This window comes from Undibacterium sp. 14-3-2, from assembly GCF_016595265.1.
In the GTDB taxonomy this organism is placed as follows: domain Bacteria; phylum Pseudomonadota; class Gammaproteobacteria; order Burkholderiales; family Burkholderiaceae_D; genus Undibacterium; species Undibacterium aquatile.
The window spans coordinates 304,019-319,778 of sequence record NZ_JAENGS010000003.1; the positions used below are offsets into that span (position 1 = coordinate 304,019).

Genomic DNA, 15,760 nt, shown 5'->3' on the forward strand with positions numbered 1-15,760 from the left:
GCGTTCCGCTTCGTTCTTTTTATCCGCCATATAGCATTTGTAGTCAGTATCCATGAGCACAAAATTATCTTTCGATCAGTATTTACAAACGAATCATCTTGTTCCGGCTGAGGTGCTCGATAATGTACGCCTGCTTCAGCTCGATCAGTTCACGCCGCTACCAGCAATGCTGGTGCGTATGGGCGCCTTATCCGAAGAGGTGCTGTATCAGCATCTGTCTGAGTACACTGGTTTGCCGCTGCTGAGCGATGATGAGCTGCACCATGCCCAATCGACATTTCACAGCACGATCACACAATGGGAAATCCTGCCGCACTGGTGTCAGTCGCAAGGCATGATTATCTGGAGCAACGAAGAAACCGGTGTCACTTGCTGTGCCTCTAAAGAAACACTGAATGCAAGCGTGCTGGAAGTCTTACGTTTAAAATCACCTGCCACCACGCCTTTGCAATTTGCGCTGGTACGCCCGTCTTCTTTCGAGGCGTTCTATGCGGCACTGGAGCGCCGCGAGCCGAAGATGGCAATGAGCGGCGACGTCATGCATCTGCGCGAACTGGCGGAAGAAGGCCCGATTATCGAACTGGTGAATACCGTGTTATCGCAAGCTGTGACGCGACGCGCTTCGGATATTCACGTAGAACCGGGCGAATATGAATTCGCTATTCGCCTGCGGGTCGATGGCGTAATGCAGGATCTGAGCCGCTTTCCTTTGGATAAATTCGACGCGACCGTTTGCCGTATTAAAATCCTGTCACAGCTGGATATTGCTGAACGGCGCTTACCGCAAGATGGCCGCATGACCGCGCGGGTCAACAGCGAAGTATTTGATGTGCGTGTCTCGGTGTTACCCAGCGCCATGGGCGAATCGGTAGTAATGCGTTTGCTGCGTCAGGATCGCAAACCTTATCACCTCGAAGATCTGGGGATGATGCCTGATCACGCGGCCTTATTTAAACGCTGGATCAAGATGCCAAACGGGATCGTGCTGGTGACAGGGCCGACTGGTTCCGGTAAAACGACCACGCTCTACACGGCTCTCGATATAGGTAACGATGGTTTAAATAAAATTATCACCGTCGAAGACCCGGTCGAATATCGTCTGCAAGGCATCTCGCAAATTCAGGTGAATGCCGATATCGGCTTTACCTTCGCCTCTGCCTTGCGCTCTATCCTGCGGCATGATCCCGATGTGGTGCTGATCGGTGAGATCCGCGATCAGGAAACAGCGTCTATCGCCGTGCAATCAGCACTCACCGGGCATCTGGTATTCTCAACTTTACATACGAATAGTGCTGCGGGTGCGGTAACGCGTCTGATGGATATGGGTATAGAACCCTTCCTGCTAGGCTCCAGTTTGAAAGGTGTGATGGCACAACGGCTGGTACGCTGCCTGTGCGAGTCCTGCGCGGTTCCGGCGGAAGTCTCACTGGAAACGCATAAAGTGCTGCTGGAAGGCGTTAAAGAATGGCGTGATGCACTTGTGCCGGAACCTAAATTACGCGCTCCTGTGGGCTGTAAGCAGTGTAACCACACCGGTTTTTCAGGTCGAGTGGCGATCTATGAGCTGTTTGAAATTGATGAGACTGTGCAACATCAGATCCTGACGCAAGTCAGCGAGGCGGACATCATTAATTATCTGCGCGGTAAAAAGATTCGCTCATTGCGCGACGACGGCATGCTGAAAGTATGGCAAGGAATTACCACCGTGGATGAAGTGCTGAGTTTATCTGGCTCCTGAGCTCTGAGCATCAGGCACAGACCAATAAACACATGATATAACGCGGTGCAAAATAATTAGGGCTGACCTGTCATCTGGCAGATCAGCCCTAATTTATATTTACCGATAAATGCATGAATGATTCAGCCATGCACTGATGTCAACTCCGTTCAGAATGCAATACGGCGTCAACGTATTGAGCCAGGCTAACGCTTTCCATCGTCTGATACAGGTCGCGGTTAAAAGATGGAGTTCCCTTCGGCATCGCCAATGCTACTTCAAGGCGATCAAGCAGACGTTCCCGAACCGGATCAAACGGAACCATATTGGCCGATACGCTTTGCAGGAATTCAGCATCGCGGTTATCAAACACATTGGTGACTGTCGGTATTCCCGATGCTGCCGTCTGGAATGCAATCACGCCGGGATGAGCCGAATAGATCATGGAGACCGCCGCATCGCAGGTTTTCAGGAATTTGATGTACTCATCTTTACTCAGCTTGGAAATCACAAAAATCTGATTACCATTCATAGAATAAGAAAGACAGGTATCTACTGAACCGAGTAAATAGAGTTCATAACCCGTGTGTTTTGCACAGAACTGTTCAACCGCTTCCATCAGCATTTCCGGCAGATTTCTGGCGTTAAATTGCTCAGGACGGAAATAGAAGAAGATGCGCTTACTTTTTTCAGGTACAACCTCGACGACCTCAATCCCGGGAGTCGTCACATAAACATTTTGCTGCTCTGTCAGCAAACCTCGATGTTGCAGAAACTTCTTGAGTAAAGTGCTGGAAACGATGATGTTGCGTGAGCTGGCAATCGCCATTTCTGAGCGCACATAGCTGGTTCCCATCGGGAAAAACCCAGCTTCGAAATCCTGACAATAATAAATCGTGCGGGACAGATCACCGAAAATATCGCGGGCTTTCAGCAACAATTCACTGTTGAAGCTGACAACCACGTTCGGACGAACATGCAACTTGCTTAAATCTGAGTCGTGAATGACTTCAATTTTGTCTGAATAACGCACTGCCAGTTTTGGATTGAAGTGTGGCGTTGCTACCGACAACACGACCCGGTTGAACGCCTCGAAAACAGGCAGAAAATCTTTAAAGAATTCGGTATAACCTGCAAAAAATAAATCGTCCTGCAAATGCGAAAAGAAGATCAGTAAAAATGGTTTATCACTTTCCGGTAACGCATGCAGATCAGGGCCATATACAGGGGACGAGCGTAAATTCACAGGTGTCGCAAAACCCTGTGCCAGCCGTGGACGCTGTCTGAAATGCCGCGTCAATTGCCTGTCGCTCCATAAGCGACCTTCAAACTGACCAGACAGGCAATAGTGCACATAACCACAAGGGGCAGCACCGATTTTCACCTGCTGAGCAACATCGGGGTTTGCCTCGAGATAAAATTTTTCGTCAAAATCAATTTCACTTTCCTGACCCGATGCCAGTAAGGCGGCCTGTTCAATGAACTGGCTAAGGCTCATAGACGTGCGATAGCTGGATTTCTGAAAAGCCCTGGAATATTGTGATTTTTGTGCCCGGCTAACTAACGGAGTTGTACCAGAGCGAACCGGTTCTGCATTCTCATGGGTTTCCAGCAAATTCTGCGTATGCTGTTTCATGAACTGCTGTAACTGCTCGCGACTCTTGATGTCGAGAACCCGATCCGCAAACTGTGGATGCATCGGCGTTAAAGCGATTTTCATCCATTCAAAGCCCGCTTTCTCTGCACACAAGAAATAAAAACGTTCGATCACATGGCCGAGCGTGCCATCAATCTGCCCCGCCTCTTCAGGGAAGTCTTCGAACGTCAGATTAATATCCAGCAAGGGTTTCAGTGCGGCAGAGCGCGCCCAGAACATCGACCCCGAAGGGAAATCAACCGCGCCATCAAGCGATAAAGGGATGCCCAGTCGCTGCCCGAATTGTCGCGCAATCTCAAAATTCCAGCCCCAGCCAACATAAGGTCTGATGTCTTCGAGATGTTGTGGCGCAATCATGCCGAGACGAGGATTTGTTCTGAACGCTTCAAACACGCTATCAACCGTTTTAGGCGTACCTATCAGGGTGTCCAGCAAGAACGAGCGCCAGCCATTTTCGTGGCCGCGATGCGGAGACTTTTTAGTATGTACATGCAGGATATATTCGTAGTTATCGTAGACATCCCTGCAACTGATCAGCTTAGGTGCAATATCCCTTCCACGGTTCTGCGCGATACGCACCTCAACTTTGCCTTTTGTCCAGTCAGAAAAAAAGGTATCGATAATGGCTTTTTTTTCTGCCGTATCGGTCGTGATATACAAATCAAACGGAAACAGGATATTGGAAAAATAGTTCGCAAACTCTTCCGCCAGGTCAGGATAGTACATGTGACAGACGACTGCGAGGGACGGTGTACTTTCCCACGGCGCAATATCGTACTGCAAAGGCATGGCAACACTATGATCGTCCACCGGAGGTGAAAAATGCGGTCCGGCAGCAACCGCTGCCGGGGTAGCTTGCGCTTGCTGACGTGCACGCGCAACTTCGGCCCAACCAGATATGGGTTTGGTGAGCAAAATCTTACCGACCATATAAAATCTGTGCAGCCAGACATGCAGGAACCAGCGCGGTTTTTGCGGGATTTTTCTTGCGAGAAATCTCAACGGTGAAGTCAGTTTCCAGCTGCTGGAGTTAACGACTGAATGCAATATCTGCTGGGTATTCTGCAACTCGGCATTTAACTGCGCCAGTGCACTAATTTTTTCTTCGACAAGAATACGTTGGCTTTCAAGAGATTTGTGCTGACTTTCTATGACGTCTATTTGCTCATGAATCAAGGCCTGTTGCTGCGCAGTGTCGTTTTTCAGGTCAGCCAGTTGCCGACGGTCAGCATCAAGCTGCTGTTCCGCCGTTCTCAGCTGAGTCTCGATTACTCTCAGATGCGCTTCAAGCGTATCCGCTCTCTGCTCTACCAGTGTGATATGCCGCTGCGCTTCTTCCTGAATTGTTGCGATCTGTGCTTGTGCCTGGTCTTGCAAAGCGCGAATGCTGCGCTTGGTGATCTCAAACTGCCGCTGCGTTTCATAAAGTGTCGCTGCATCAACAGAAGTATTGCGCTTAGTCGCACTGACAACAAACTGGAATGCCATTGCATTCGGCATACGTAAGATGGTGTCGCGTAACTCTGGCGTCAGTTGATTCCAGTACTCTGAAAATTCAGGATGATCAGCACCAGCTTCAACACTATCAAAATGCCCGACGACAAAGCCCTGCTCTTTTAATATATCGCGCAAGCTTTGCTCGGTAAAAAAATGGACGTGAGTACGATCCAGCAAACCCGTATCACGATATTGAAAACTTCCTTGCATCAAACTGGCAATCACGCCACCGTGAGCAATATTTGGAGTCGAAACGATCAGGGTTGCGTTTTCACTCATCAAGCTACGAACCCGGGATAAGCATTTGCCGGGATCACGCAGGTGTTCGAGAACATCTGCAGCAATCACCACGTCAAATTTGGGGTGGTCTTTCAGCAGCGCCACCCATTGATCATCGTCGAGGTCGACTTCGTAGACTTGTGAGCAAATTTTACGCGCAGCCTCTGCCGCCTCTGCATCCATTTCCAGACCAACAACTTCGCAGCCACGATCCACTAATATCTTTGACATGTGTCCCGAATAACAGCCTAACTCCAGCACCCGTTTATCCATACCGGCAAGGCGCACCACTCTTGAAGCGATACCTTCAGATTCCACATCAAATTGATATTCGTATTGATTCATTTTTGTGTCTTTTTTGCGTACCTGAACAAGCAATAGTGCTGGCGACGGCGCCGCAGCTGCTCATTCAAATATCTGTACATTCAGTTGTGCTTCAGCTTATTCTTGTGCGCCAGATCATCCATCTGCGCGGAAAGCCTGTTTCTCAATTCAATTATTTCAAGTGCAACCGCAGAAAATGTACTTTCATTTTCCGGATGTGCATGATCAAACGCATCAGGCTGGCGTACAGATGACCGACGCTGGCCTGTGCAGCTTAACTTCTACGTCGATACCTGGAATCCGCGTCATTCCACCTTCGATTACCTGATGTTATACGCCGTGTTACTGACAACTTTTTGACAGCAGCAAGAAAATATTGTCGCGCATATTTCAATTCGACAATTACAGCTGTCGGCTCCACTGGATTAACTGCTGCCTGAGAGCATCACGGAATCCAAATGCCCGGTCTTTACGAGCGATCAGCACTGAATCATGCCAGCAATTGTTGTCGTTGTCATACTGTGGCAAATCTTCCCATTGAGTGTAAGACTCTACCACGCTCAGTTTCGCATATTTTGCCAATGCACTGAAACCATCGGGATAGAAACGCCAGCAATCGACAGGATAGCGATGTTCGAAACCACCAGATGGCGCGATTATGCAACATAAGCCACCCGGTTTCAGCACGCGTGCAATTTCCAGCATTGTGATCCAGAAAAGTTCGACATGCTCGAACGCCTGACCAGAAATGATAACGTCTGCTGAATTTGATTTAATTTGTTTCCAGTCGTAAGGGTCTGTCAGAACGATATCGACATTTTTACCTTCGACCATGTCACATCCCTGATATTTCCAAAGCGGCTGATCGCTGAAAATCGACTTATAACTGCCGTTGACTTCCTGACTACCGATGTCAAGAATCTGCAATGCTGTATTAGTCCGGGACTCAAGATATTTCTCCCGGAACGCCCGCATTTTATCCATTGAGCTGATATGCATTGCTCTTACCTTTTCGTATATTATTAATTGAGGTTAACTGTTCTGAGCACAATACTCTGCATGGGTACGCCGACCAGACCCGTCGCAACATAGGTGGACTCAGATCGTAAAATCATGGCGTCATGCATCCATTCAAGCTGAGTATGGTTCTCATTCGAACCAGCCGCAATCGCCACACAGACGGAATAATCGCCTTTGGGCAAGATCGGCATGATGAATTCAAATTCAGCTTCGATCAGGGTATTGGCGTCCGCCGATAACGGCGTATCCTGGTAAGTCAGATAAGTATTGTCGCCAAACAAAATTTGGCCCAGTTTATCTTTGATATAAAAACCGAGAATCGGCGAATAAATCTCGGTTGCGAGCATCGCTTTCATGCGGAAGGTAACAGGTTCACCGCCAACCACCCAACTCAGCGGCTGACCTTCCTGATCAAAAAACTCAACGGCATGAATCGCCGCATCGCGGGTACCGAAACTTGCTGCCTTCTCATCAAACTCAAACAGGCGGATGTCATTTCGCAGATTGCTCTGATTAATCCAGTCAGCTCTCGCATCACGTCGTTGCGCCGGCAATATAGGCACAGATGTCGCCGTTGGCCGCATCCTGGTTGTCGTGCTGCGCCCTTGCACCGATTCATAGAAAGCTTGCAAATAGCGCTCAGAAACATCTTTCGCCGTTCCCAGCAATTGCATCTGGCCTTTTTCCAGCCAGATCGCATGCTCACATAAGCTTTTCACCGCAGCGGTGTCATGACTGACAAATAAAATTGTGCCGGTTTCCATGAAATTACGTAAAAAACGCATGCATTTTTGCGTAAAGAATGCATCGCCGACAGCGAGCGCCTCATCAATAACCAATATATCGGCATCCACATGGGCGATCACCGCAAACGCGACACGGACAAACATACCGCTGGAATACGTTTTAACTGGCTGCTCGATAAATTCACCGATTTCGGCAAACGCGATGATGTCGTCGATACGTTCATCAATTTGTTCTCTGCTCAGCCCCAATAACTGGCCGTTCATATAGATATTTTCTCGCCCAGTGTATTCTGGGTTAAAGCCGGAACCGAGTTCCAGCAATGCCGCCACGCGCCCATGAATTTCCACACTGCCATGCGTAGGATTTAAGGTCCCGCACAATATCTGCAACAGGGTACTTTTGCCTGAACCGTTGCGTCCGATGATGCCGAAAGCACCGCCTTTTTTTAATTCAAAACTGACATCATGCAAAGCCCAGTACTGGCGCGAACATGCATGCGCCTTTTGCAGTAAAGACTGTTTTAATGTGGTGATTGGACAGAGTCGGGCAGCCAATGAAAACAGCCCCTGTTTCAGACGGTCATTAGGTCGATCATAAATCTGATAACACTTGCTGACGTTGTGAACTTTAATGATCGCTTCAGATGACATCAGCAAATCCCCGGCGTGTCTTCTGAAAAGAAACGAAACCTGCCCATGCCACTAGCAGCGTCATTAATAAGTAGATTCCCCATTCTGCCCAGTCAGGAGTTTTCCCCCATACCAGCACATCCCGCGCCATTTCAATCGGAAACACCATAGGATTCAACCGCGCCAACCCCTGCCATTTTTCAGGAATGGCAGATAAAGGAAAAAAGACCGGCGATAAGAACATCAGGCCCGTCACTAACAAACCTATGGTCTGCCCGACGTCACGGATGAACACTCCCAGCGCCGACAAAAACCATGAAATGCCCAAACACAGCAGTGCCAATGGTAAAACGGCAAAAGGTAACAGCAACACTGTCCAAGGCAGATACGTATTCATAATTAACTGAAACAGCAGCAACACTGCCGTACTGACAAGCATATGAAACATCGCTGAAAACAAACTGACGCAAGCGAGAATTTCCAGAGGAAACACAATTTTTTTGACAAAATTAGCGTTACTGACAATCAGCGTCGGAGCGCGATTAATGATCTCCGAAAAAAGATTGAACATAATCATTCCGGAAAACAATGCGATGGCAAATTCAGCTTTCGACTGGCTGGCGGGAGTCCAGCGTGCCCGGAATATTTCGCTAAATACGAAGGTGTAAATAGCAAGCATAAACACCGGTGTCAATAACGACCATATAATGCCCAACCTCGACCCTTTGTATTTACCTAAGGCATCGCGGCCAGCCATATCCAGAATTAACTGCCGATGCTGCCACAAGGAATGAATTGCATAAAAAGGGGAAATGGGATTTTTCGTCATTAGCTTTGTGATCGCCCTTAGCGTGAATAGGTGAGGTGCTCAAACAGTGGGCAGGCGCTATTATAATGCTAAAGCGTTTAGTAATCTCCAGCTTAGAGTCTCAAAATCGAGAGATAGCCGCAAGCAAAGTTACATTGTGAAATGTGCTGTATCCCGTGAATTTTCCCTCACCTACAACCTTACACGCATACTTTCAGCATGGATTTTTGCAAAGGTATTTAGAAAAATGTCGCATAAAGTATCAAATAAACAATTAATTTAATTATATAAATTGTCTAGTCTGGATGACAGATAAAACACCGGACACGGATTGAAGCAACTCAGCGCATAAAAGAACTTGTGCTTCCCCGGTGCCTCTAATTTTTGAATTTACCTATTTTACGCCTCCAAAACATGACCAAAATTGTTTCCGCCAACTTAAACGGCGTTCGCTCTGCAGCAAAAAAAGGTTTCTTTGAATGGATGGGGAAAGAAAGCCCGGATATCGTTTGCGTGCAGGAATTGAAGGCGCAGGCGCCGGATATGACGGCTGATTTTCTGAATCCGCACGGTTATCACGGGCACTTTCACTATGCTGAAAAAAAAGGCTATTCCGGAGCTGGTGTGTATAGCAAGAAAAAACCAGACGCAGTACACATCGGGTTTGGCAGCGCAGAATTCGACCCTGAAGGCCGCTACGTACGTTGCGATTTTGACGACGTTTCGGTCATTTCTGTCTATTGCCCCTCCGGATCCTCATCACCGGAAAGACAGGAAGCAAAATTCCGCTTTATGGATGAATTTTTTCCACATCTGACAATGCTGATGGCAGAAGGCAGGGAATTGGTGATTTGCGGCGACTGGAATATTGCCCACAAGGAAATCGATTTAAAAAACTGGAAGAGCAATCAAAAGAACTCCGGCTTTTTACCTGAAGAGCGCGCGTGGCTGACACGTTTATTGGACGAGCAAGGCTGGGTTGATGTGTATCGCCACCTGCATCCTGAAACCACGGGCGAAGCCTATACCTGGTGGAGCAATCGTGGTCAGGCCTGGGCCAATAACGTTGGTTGGCGAATTGACTACCATGTCGCAACGCCGGGTATCGCAGCGAAAGCACACACTGCGTCCATTTACAAAGAACAGCGTTTTTCTGACCATTCGCCGCTGATTATCAGCTACGTTTAATTCGATAGTCCTAATAAAAAAGTGGGCTTCCAAGCCAAAATGACTGGAAACCCGCACAAATATTAGGATAACAGCTTAAATTTCTCGCAATTTTTCCTGATGAGTCGTGCGACTAACGGCGCTGCACCCTATCCAGCTGCACATCGGTGATGCGATCACCGCGTTCGCGGATATACGATTCAAATGCATCCAGATCGCGCCCTATCAGTTGCCTATCGGTTCCCTGCTTCAATACGCTGAAGCCATCACCGCCATCTGCCAGAAAATTATTCACGACCACCTGATATTGCTGCGTCGGATCAAGTGCTTTACCTTTGATTTTGACATCACTGATACGCTGCTCTATCGCCGCTGCCGGATTCCAGACGTAGCTGAGACCGTGCGAGACAAACAGTTTTTTAGGCTCTTCTGCAGGGCGTCCACCGACCCACTGCTGCTGCAGTACCTGCAATAATTGGGCGCCCGACAATGTCATTCGTACGATGTTATTCCCAAATGGCTGCACGGCATACAAATCGCCAAAAGTGACGTTAATCGGTGTTTTCTGACTGCCGGATGGCAAATCACTGCGAATCCCACCTGCATTCATCAACGAAATGTCAGCACCGCCATGATGCTGAGCGTAATGCAGTTGTGCATCGGCGATGATGTTACCTAATGCACTGTCGAAACGACCTGACTCACTCGACCGTAATAATGCTTTGTCTATCGTAACGACCGGACGCTGGCGCAACGCCGCCGTTTGTGTCGCCACTTTATCTACCAGCACCTGCGCCGTTGCATCGGCTTTAATTTGCTGTTGATCAATCAGGTGATTGATAGCGACAGCGTTCACCACCGTGTTGGTGTTGCGGTCTATGGTCAGCGTGGACTCTGTCAGAAACGCGCCATAGCTACGGCCTTGTACGACCAGGCGACCATCAATTTTGCACGTATAGCCTTGATGAGTATGACCGGAGACAACCAACGATATGGCTTTATCGAGCTTTTTAGTGATATCGATAATCGGCCCTTGCAAGCCTTCACAGCGATAACTCGGGTCGTTTTCAGCGCCTTTGTAGCTTGCACCTTCATGAATCAGCGCAACAATCGCATTCACACCTTGCTTTTGCAACTCAGGTACATAGCGATTAATCGACGCCGCCTCATCGTCAAAACGCAGGCGTTTAATCGCGTCGCCAGCCACTAGATTAGGAACATCGGACGTCACCGCGCCGATAAAGCCGACCTTCACATCCCCGACTTGGCGTATCACATAAGGGGTCAGCCACGGCGTATTGCTGCCCTGCTCATAGACGTTCGCACCAAGATACGCATATTTGGCACCGTGAAAATCCGCATACGCACAGCCAGAGGAAGCACATTCGCCTTTAATTTTACGCATCAGATCAGCCGTGCCAGAGTCGAATTCGTGATTTCCGACCGCTGTTACCGTCAGGTCAAGTTGATTCAAGGCTTCGATGACTGGTTCGTCTTTCAACAACGCCGAGCCCATAGGAGATGCCCCCATCAAATCACCGCTCCCCACCAGTATGCTGAATGGCACCGTTGCGCGACGCTCTTTTAACTTCGCCGCCAGATAGGCATAACCACCAGCTGGAACATTCACTGTTTTACCCGGATTGGCGGCATCCGCCTTGCTTGCAAGGTAAGGCACAGGCTGATCAGACTGCAAGTTGCCGTGAAAATCATTAATACTGAAAATGGTGATGTTGCTGAGCCCGGCATTCTTGTCTGTGGTTGTCGAGCAGCCGCCGATGGCGACAAGAACAGCAAGGCTGATGAGTTTGAATTTATTCATATCTTTGCCACTATCAAATAAAAAAGGCCTGCAACAAGAAATCGTTGCAGGCCTGAATTGTCGTTGCTTTACCTTGAAAACTGACTACAGCAACTGCGCATTTATGCGATTAGAAATCTGCAGAGAATGTGACAGATGTGAAGCGTGGTGCACCGAGGTAGTAAAACACAGTCTTCGCAGCCGCTGTGCCATATGCCTGAGCATTTGTCACGTTGAAGCTGGATGGATTGCGATATTTCTCGTTTGTCAGGTTACTGATGCTGAGACGTACTGTTGGCTTTTTCAACCAGCCAGTGTTTGCGAACTGATAACCAGCGTCCAGACCAAGCAATGTGTAGCTAGGAACCAATTCATCATTAGTCATCGTTGCCCATTGGCTGCTTGTATATTTGGCTTTCAGACGTGCATACCATACTGCTGTCTCATACTGTGCGCTCAAGCCTGCTTTCCAGGTTGGCGTCAGTGTCATTTCTTTACCAGCTGTTGGCAAGACGGCAGTTTTGCTTGCGATCAGGTTATCCTGAATCTCGCTCTTAGCGTAACCAACTGAGCTGTAGAAAGACCAGCCATTGACTGGAGTATTACCCAGTTCAACTTCAAAACCTTTGGTCTTCACTTTACCAACGCTAGTAACACTGCTGGTGTTGCTGATTACGTCGTACGCAGTCGCCTGACGGTCACGGAAATCAACAGAATATACCGTGAACTGACCTGTGAGCTTGTCGCTTTGATGACGATAGCCCAAATCCAGGTTCAACGATGTCTCCGCTTTCACATCAACTGGCATCGTTGGAACACCATTGACCAGTACAACGTTGTTCGTTGTCGAGTAAACATAGTTTGGCGGCGCTTTCATGTTTTTAGCCAAACTTGCGAACACTTGATTATTGTTGTCGATTTGGTAGCGAGCACCTAATTGTGGCAATACTTCTGAATATGATTTAGAAATATTGTATGTTGTACCCGAGCTTGAACCTTCATTCGCATAGTTAGTGAAATCGCGCTTCATCGTTGGCGCACGTACACCAATGTTGACTTGCAATTTGTCGTCTAACAGACTGATGGTGTCTTGAGCAAAGAATTGATATGCCGTACTGATTGTTTTCCAGTCACGGGATTGATAAGGCGTGCCATCAGGGCGCATGATCATGCCGTTCTGCAACCAGATATCGCTCGCGTTACCAGCAGCGTCTACAGAAACCATCGGTCCAAATTGCTCATGCGTTGCACGTTCGTACCAGAAACCAGCCAGCAACTGATGATTACCAAGGTTATGGGTAACGGAAGCTGTAATACCAGGACGGTTCGTGCGTGTCACACTCGCATTCGCAACAATCACTTTATCAAGCGTATCACCGTCGCCATTCAGATCCACTGCACCGGTATTCTTGCCAGTTGCAACGTTCAGGAAACCAACTTCGGAAACCAGTTTTTGTTGAACGCCACCATTACCGTAACCATACCAGTAGTAAGGAATGACTTTGACGTCGGTGTTTTCACCAATACGCATTTTTCCAGTGACAGAGGCAATCACGTTTTCGAACGGATTCTGTGTCAGCTTGTAGAAAGAATCAGCATTGGCTTGGCTAGGATCATTGTCTGCTTTGCCTTTGGTCGGCGTCACATGACCAATAAATTTCGTAGAATAATCGTAGTAGTAACCGTTTTTGTTCAGATCAGCCAGGCTGAATGAACTGATATTCTGGTTGATCGCGCGGTTGTACAGAACAACGCCGCTGATAGAGTTGAATTTGTCAAAGTCTGTGCGGAAGCCAAAATCGACGTGATCACGTTTAGCTCCGCCATCACCTTTCCACTTATCAGCTTGCGCATGAGAATAGGAAATAAACAAACGGGAACGATTATCCGACAACATACCGGTATCGTAACGCAGATAAGTTTTGGACAGATTCAGTCCACCAACGGTTTGCATTACACGGAAACGTTTTGTTTTGGAAGGGTCACATGTCGTGATGCCGAAGTTACCGCCAGTTGCGCCGATTTGTGGAGAATCAACGTCGGTAGAGCCTTGTGTGACGAACTGTGTGCAGGTATTTTCCTGATCCACAAATTCTTGTGGATACACTGAGAAGCTACCGGAATCATTGACAGGCACACCATTGATCGTTGCACCGATCTGATCGCTGTTAAAACCACGCAAAGTCATACCGCCGCCGAACAAACCAGTTGCGTCATAGTTGTAGCTGTTGACCGCAGGCATCAGTTCCAGCGCTTCATACGCATTACCGGTAGGACGTTGTTTTGCCAGTTCTTCTGCAGTAATTGTACTGCGTGCTTTTGGCGCATTTTCCTGAACCATCAAACCCATACCGACTTTTTTGCCGGTAATAGTGACTTGTGTTGAGCTTGTTTGTTCGTTGCTGACTTCCTGTGCTTGCGCAGTGGAAATACCCATGCATGCCAACTGGCATGCAATCGCGACCATCGACAAACGTGATGGAAACGCTGAAGGCTTCGTAGATTGTTTCATTGACTGCTCCCGGATCAAATTACGGTAAATAAAATAAAATTGCGCTGAACCCTGTTCATCATCTCAAGCTTTTAACACCGCTTGATGACATCTCCATCACCACACTTTAGTGCCAACACACTGGCTTTATAAAAACTTCAACCTGCAACCGCGATAAAAAAAGCTTACTAGCAACGATGTCATGCATTTTTTATGCCTGATTTCAACACGCAATCGATTGCGACCGCTGAAAAACATAAATCGGCTGATACGCAAACGATTGCTCTTTTGATTTTTAAAAAAACAGACACCAGGTTCTATCGTCTATTTTTATATGACACTGTTGATTTTTGTGTGCTGACCGGACAAGTAAATTCGAGTGAATCAGCTGTATATTGATATGTGAAAATAGTCTATCACATAATTTTTTCAACATTACAAAGTGTTACACCCAATTGTGAAAGGACGATGACATCGTGGTTTTCCATGCATGAAAATGTCACAAATGCACAACAGATGTGCTTTTTTTAGCGAATCTGCTTACTTTGGGTGAAATCTGCGTAATTTTTATTTTTGAGATGCTTTGAAAGAAACTTTTCTTTCAGATGAAGAAAAATCCCGGTGGCGGTGAACGGCTGCCACAGGCATAGAAACTATGGATAGGTAACCGGATCAATACCCTTGACGTTGGTCTGATATGGCGCAATGCCATTCAGAGACAATGCTTTCGCCTTCGCATACAAAGGCATCACTTCCGGTAAATGGCGACGAATTTCAGCAATTCTGTTTTGCCCAGCGGGGTGGGTGGACAACCATTGCGGCGGAGCACCTTTATTGACCATGCCCATTTTTTGCCAGAGAGCAACGCCGGCACGAGGATCGTAACCGGCACGTGCCGCAATATCTAGCCCAACAATATCCGCTTCTGTTTCATTATCGCGGGAAAATTTCAGCATGGTCATGTTTGCGGCACCGCCTGCAATCGAGCCGGCGATATTCGGGTCATATCCTTTCGCTCCGGCAAAAATCTCTACCCCTTTGACGAATAAATTAGCCGCGCTCGATTTCACTGCTCTTTCAGCACCATGTTCGCGTAAGGCATGGGCGATCTCGTGCCCCATGACTATCGCGACTTCGTCATCAGTCAGTTTCAAGGTATCCAGAATCCCGGAATAAAAAGCAATCTTGCCACCGGGCATGCAATAGGCATTGATTTGCTTGGATCCCAGCAAATTAATTTCCCACTTCCACTGTTTGGCACGCTCATTCCATTTTAAAGAATAGGGAATCAGCTTATTGGCAATCGCACGTAAACGTAATACTTGCGGATGATTATCGGGTCCCAGCGCATGTTGCTTTTCAGCTTGCTGCATGGTTTGTGCATACTGCATCGCAGCCTGGTTTTCCAGCGTACCGACCGGAGCGAGTTTACTTAAAAAGGAGTTTCCGCCAATTCTTACGCCATCTTGCGACGTTGCATTCTGCGCCAATGCAGAGCCCATCGTCACAAAAAGAACAGCAGCAAAGAGTGTATGCAGTTTCATAATTTAAGCTAGTAAACAAGCCAGTAAACAGGTTACCCAGAGAAATGGTGATCATGCCGCTGGTTTTAAAGATACCGCA

General features: G+C 47.7%; 11 protein-coding genes. 4 read left to right on the forward strand and 7 right to left on the reverse strand.

The genetic code is table 11. From position 1 onward, the window contains the following. Window positions 1-52: 52 nt before the first annotated feature. Entirely contained in the window at window positions 53-1,738 is a 1,686-nt protein-coding gene (locus Undi14_RS09320; RefSeq protein ID WP_200179675.1) for a GspE/PulE family protein, read from the forward strand. 139 nt (window positions 1,739-1,877) lie between these two features. Here Undi14_RS09320 and Undi14_RS09325 read toward each other — a convergent pair whose 3' ends face one another. Then, window positions 1,878-5,495 carry a rhamnan synthesis F family protein gene (locus tag Undi14_RS09325; RefSeq protein WP_200179677.1) on the reverse strand — a complete coding sequence of 1,206 codons (3,618 nt, stop codon included), beginning with the start codon at window positions 5,493-5,495 and terminating at the stop codon, window positions 1,878-1,880. 175 nt (window positions 5,496-5,670) lie between these two features. Here Undi14_RS09325 and Undi14_RS18405 point away from each other — a divergent pair, with 175 nt between their 5' ends. Further along, window positions 5,671-5,802: a hypothetical protein gene (locus Undi14_RS18405; RefSeq protein ID WP_255520380.1), complete on the forward strand. Its 132-nt coding sequence runs from the start codon at window positions 5,671-5,673 to the stop codon at window positions 5,800-5,802. A gap of 74 nt (window positions 5,803-5,876) precedes the next feature. On the opposite strand, the gene Undi14_RS09330 is transcribed toward Undi14_RS18405, so the two are convergent. From Undi14_RS09330 to Undi14_RS09340, 3 genes are read right to left on the reverse strand one after another with little or no spacing between them, the layout of a single operon-like run. Beyond that, entirely contained in the window at window positions 5,877-6,473 is a 597-nt protein-coding gene (locus Undi14_RS09330; RefSeq protein ID WP_200179680.1) for a methyltransferase domain-containing protein, read from the reverse strand. A gap of 23 nt (window positions 6,474-6,496) precedes the next feature. Beyond that, the gene (locus Undi14_RS09335) at window positions 6,497-7,891 is read right to left on the reverse strand and encodes an ABC transporter ATP-binding protein (RefSeq protein WP_200179682.1); all 1,395 of its coding nucleotides are present in this window, start codon (window positions 7,889-7,891) and stop codon (window positions 6,497-6,499) included. Further along, window positions 7,881-8,699 carry an ABC transporter permease gene (locus Undi14_RS09340; RefSeq protein WP_200179684.1) on the reverse strand — a complete coding sequence of 273 codons (819 nt, stop codon included), beginning with the start codon at window positions 8,697-8,699 and terminating at the stop codon, window positions 7,881-7,883. Before Undi14_RS09340 ends, Undi14_RS09335 begins: the two co-directional genes overlap by 11 nt. A 393-nt stretch (window positions 8,700-9,092) precedes the next feature. Here Undi14_RS09340 and Undi14_RS09345 point away from each other — a divergent pair, with 393 nt between their 5' ends. Further along, window positions 9,093-9,866 carry an exodeoxyribonuclease III gene (locus tag Undi14_RS09345; RefSeq protein ID WP_200179686.1) on the forward strand — a complete coding sequence of 258 codons (774 nt, stop codon included), beginning with the start codon at window positions 9,093-9,095 and terminating at the stop codon, window positions 9,864-9,866. A 112-nt stretch (window positions 9,867-9,978) separates the two neighbouring features. On the opposite strand, the gene Undi14_RS09350 is transcribed toward Undi14_RS09345, so the two are convergent. Beyond that, the gene (locus Undi14_RS09350; RefSeq protein ID WP_200179687.1) at window positions 9,979-11,667 is read right to left on the reverse strand and encodes a bifunctional UDP-sugar hydrolase/5'-nucleotidase; all 1,689 of its coding nucleotides are present in this window, start codon (window positions 11,665-11,667) and stop codon (window positions 9,979-9,981) included. Window positions 11,668-11,776: 109 nt separating this feature from the next. Next, window positions 11,777-14,158 (reverse strand): TonB-dependent receptor, encoded by a 2,382-nt coding sequence (locus Undi14_RS09355; RefSeq protein WP_200179689.1) that lies wholly within the window; start codon window positions 14,156-14,158, stop codon window positions 11,777-11,779. Between the two features lie 192 nt (window positions 14,159-14,350). On the opposite strand from Undi14_RS09355, the gene Undi14_RS09360 reads away from it, so the two are divergent. Beyond that, entirely contained in the window at window positions 14,351-14,536 is a 186-nt protein-coding gene (locus Undi14_RS09360; RefSeq protein ID WP_200179691.1) for a hypothetical protein, read from the forward strand. 254 nt (window positions 14,537-14,790) lie between these two features. On the opposite strand, the gene Undi14_RS09365 is transcribed toward Undi14_RS09360, so the two are convergent. Beyond that, window positions 14,791-15,681: a M48 family metallopeptidase gene (locus tag Undi14_RS09365; protein ID WP_200179693.1), complete on the reverse strand. Its 891-nt coding sequence runs from the start codon at window positions 15,679-15,681 to the stop codon at window positions 14,791-14,793. Window positions 15,682-15,760: the final 79 nt, after the last annotated feature.

Coding starts and splice junctions, on each gene's coding strand:
- Undi14_RS09320 (WP_200179675.1), top strand. CDS start 53: ATGAGCACAAAATTATCTTTCGATCAGTATTTACAAACGAATCATCTT.
- Undi14_RS09325 (WP_200179677.1), bottom strand. CDS start 5,495: ATGAATCAATACGAATATCAATTTGATGTGGAATCTGAAGGTATCGCT.
- Undi14_RS18405 (WP_255520380.1), top strand. CDS start 5,671: ATGTACTTTCATTTTCCGGATGTGCATGATCAAACGCATCAGGCTGGC.
- Undi14_RS09330 (WP_200179680.1), bottom strand. CDS start 6,473: ATGCATATCAGCTCAATGGATAAAATGCGGGCGTTCCGGGAGAAATAT.
- Undi14_RS09335 (WP_200179682.1), bottom strand. CDS start 7,891: ATGTCATCTGAAGCGATCATTAAAGTTCACAACGTCAGCAAGTGTTAT.
- Undi14_RS09340 (WP_200179684.1), bottom strand. CDS start 8,699: ATGACGAAAAATCCCATTTCCCCTTTTTATGCAATTCATTCCTTGTGG.
- Undi14_RS09345 (WP_200179686.1), top strand. CDS start 9,093: ATGACCAAAATTGTTTCCGCCAACTTAAACGGCGTTCGCTCTGCAGCA.
- Undi14_RS09350 (WP_200179687.1), bottom strand. CDS start 11,667: ATGAATAAATTCAAACTCATCAGCCTTGCTGTTCTTGTCGCCATCGGC.
- Undi14_RS09355 (WP_200179689.1), bottom strand. CDS start 14,158: ATGAAACAATCTACGAAGCCTTCAGCGTTTCCATCACGTTTGTCGATG.
- Undi14_RS09360 (WP_200179691.1), top strand. CDS start 14,351: ATGCCTGATTTCAACACGCAATCGATTGCGACCGCTGAAAAACATAAA.
- Undi14_RS09365 (WP_200179693.1), bottom strand. CDS start 15,681: ATGAAACTGCATACACTCTTTGCTGCTGTTCTTTTTGTGACGATGGGC.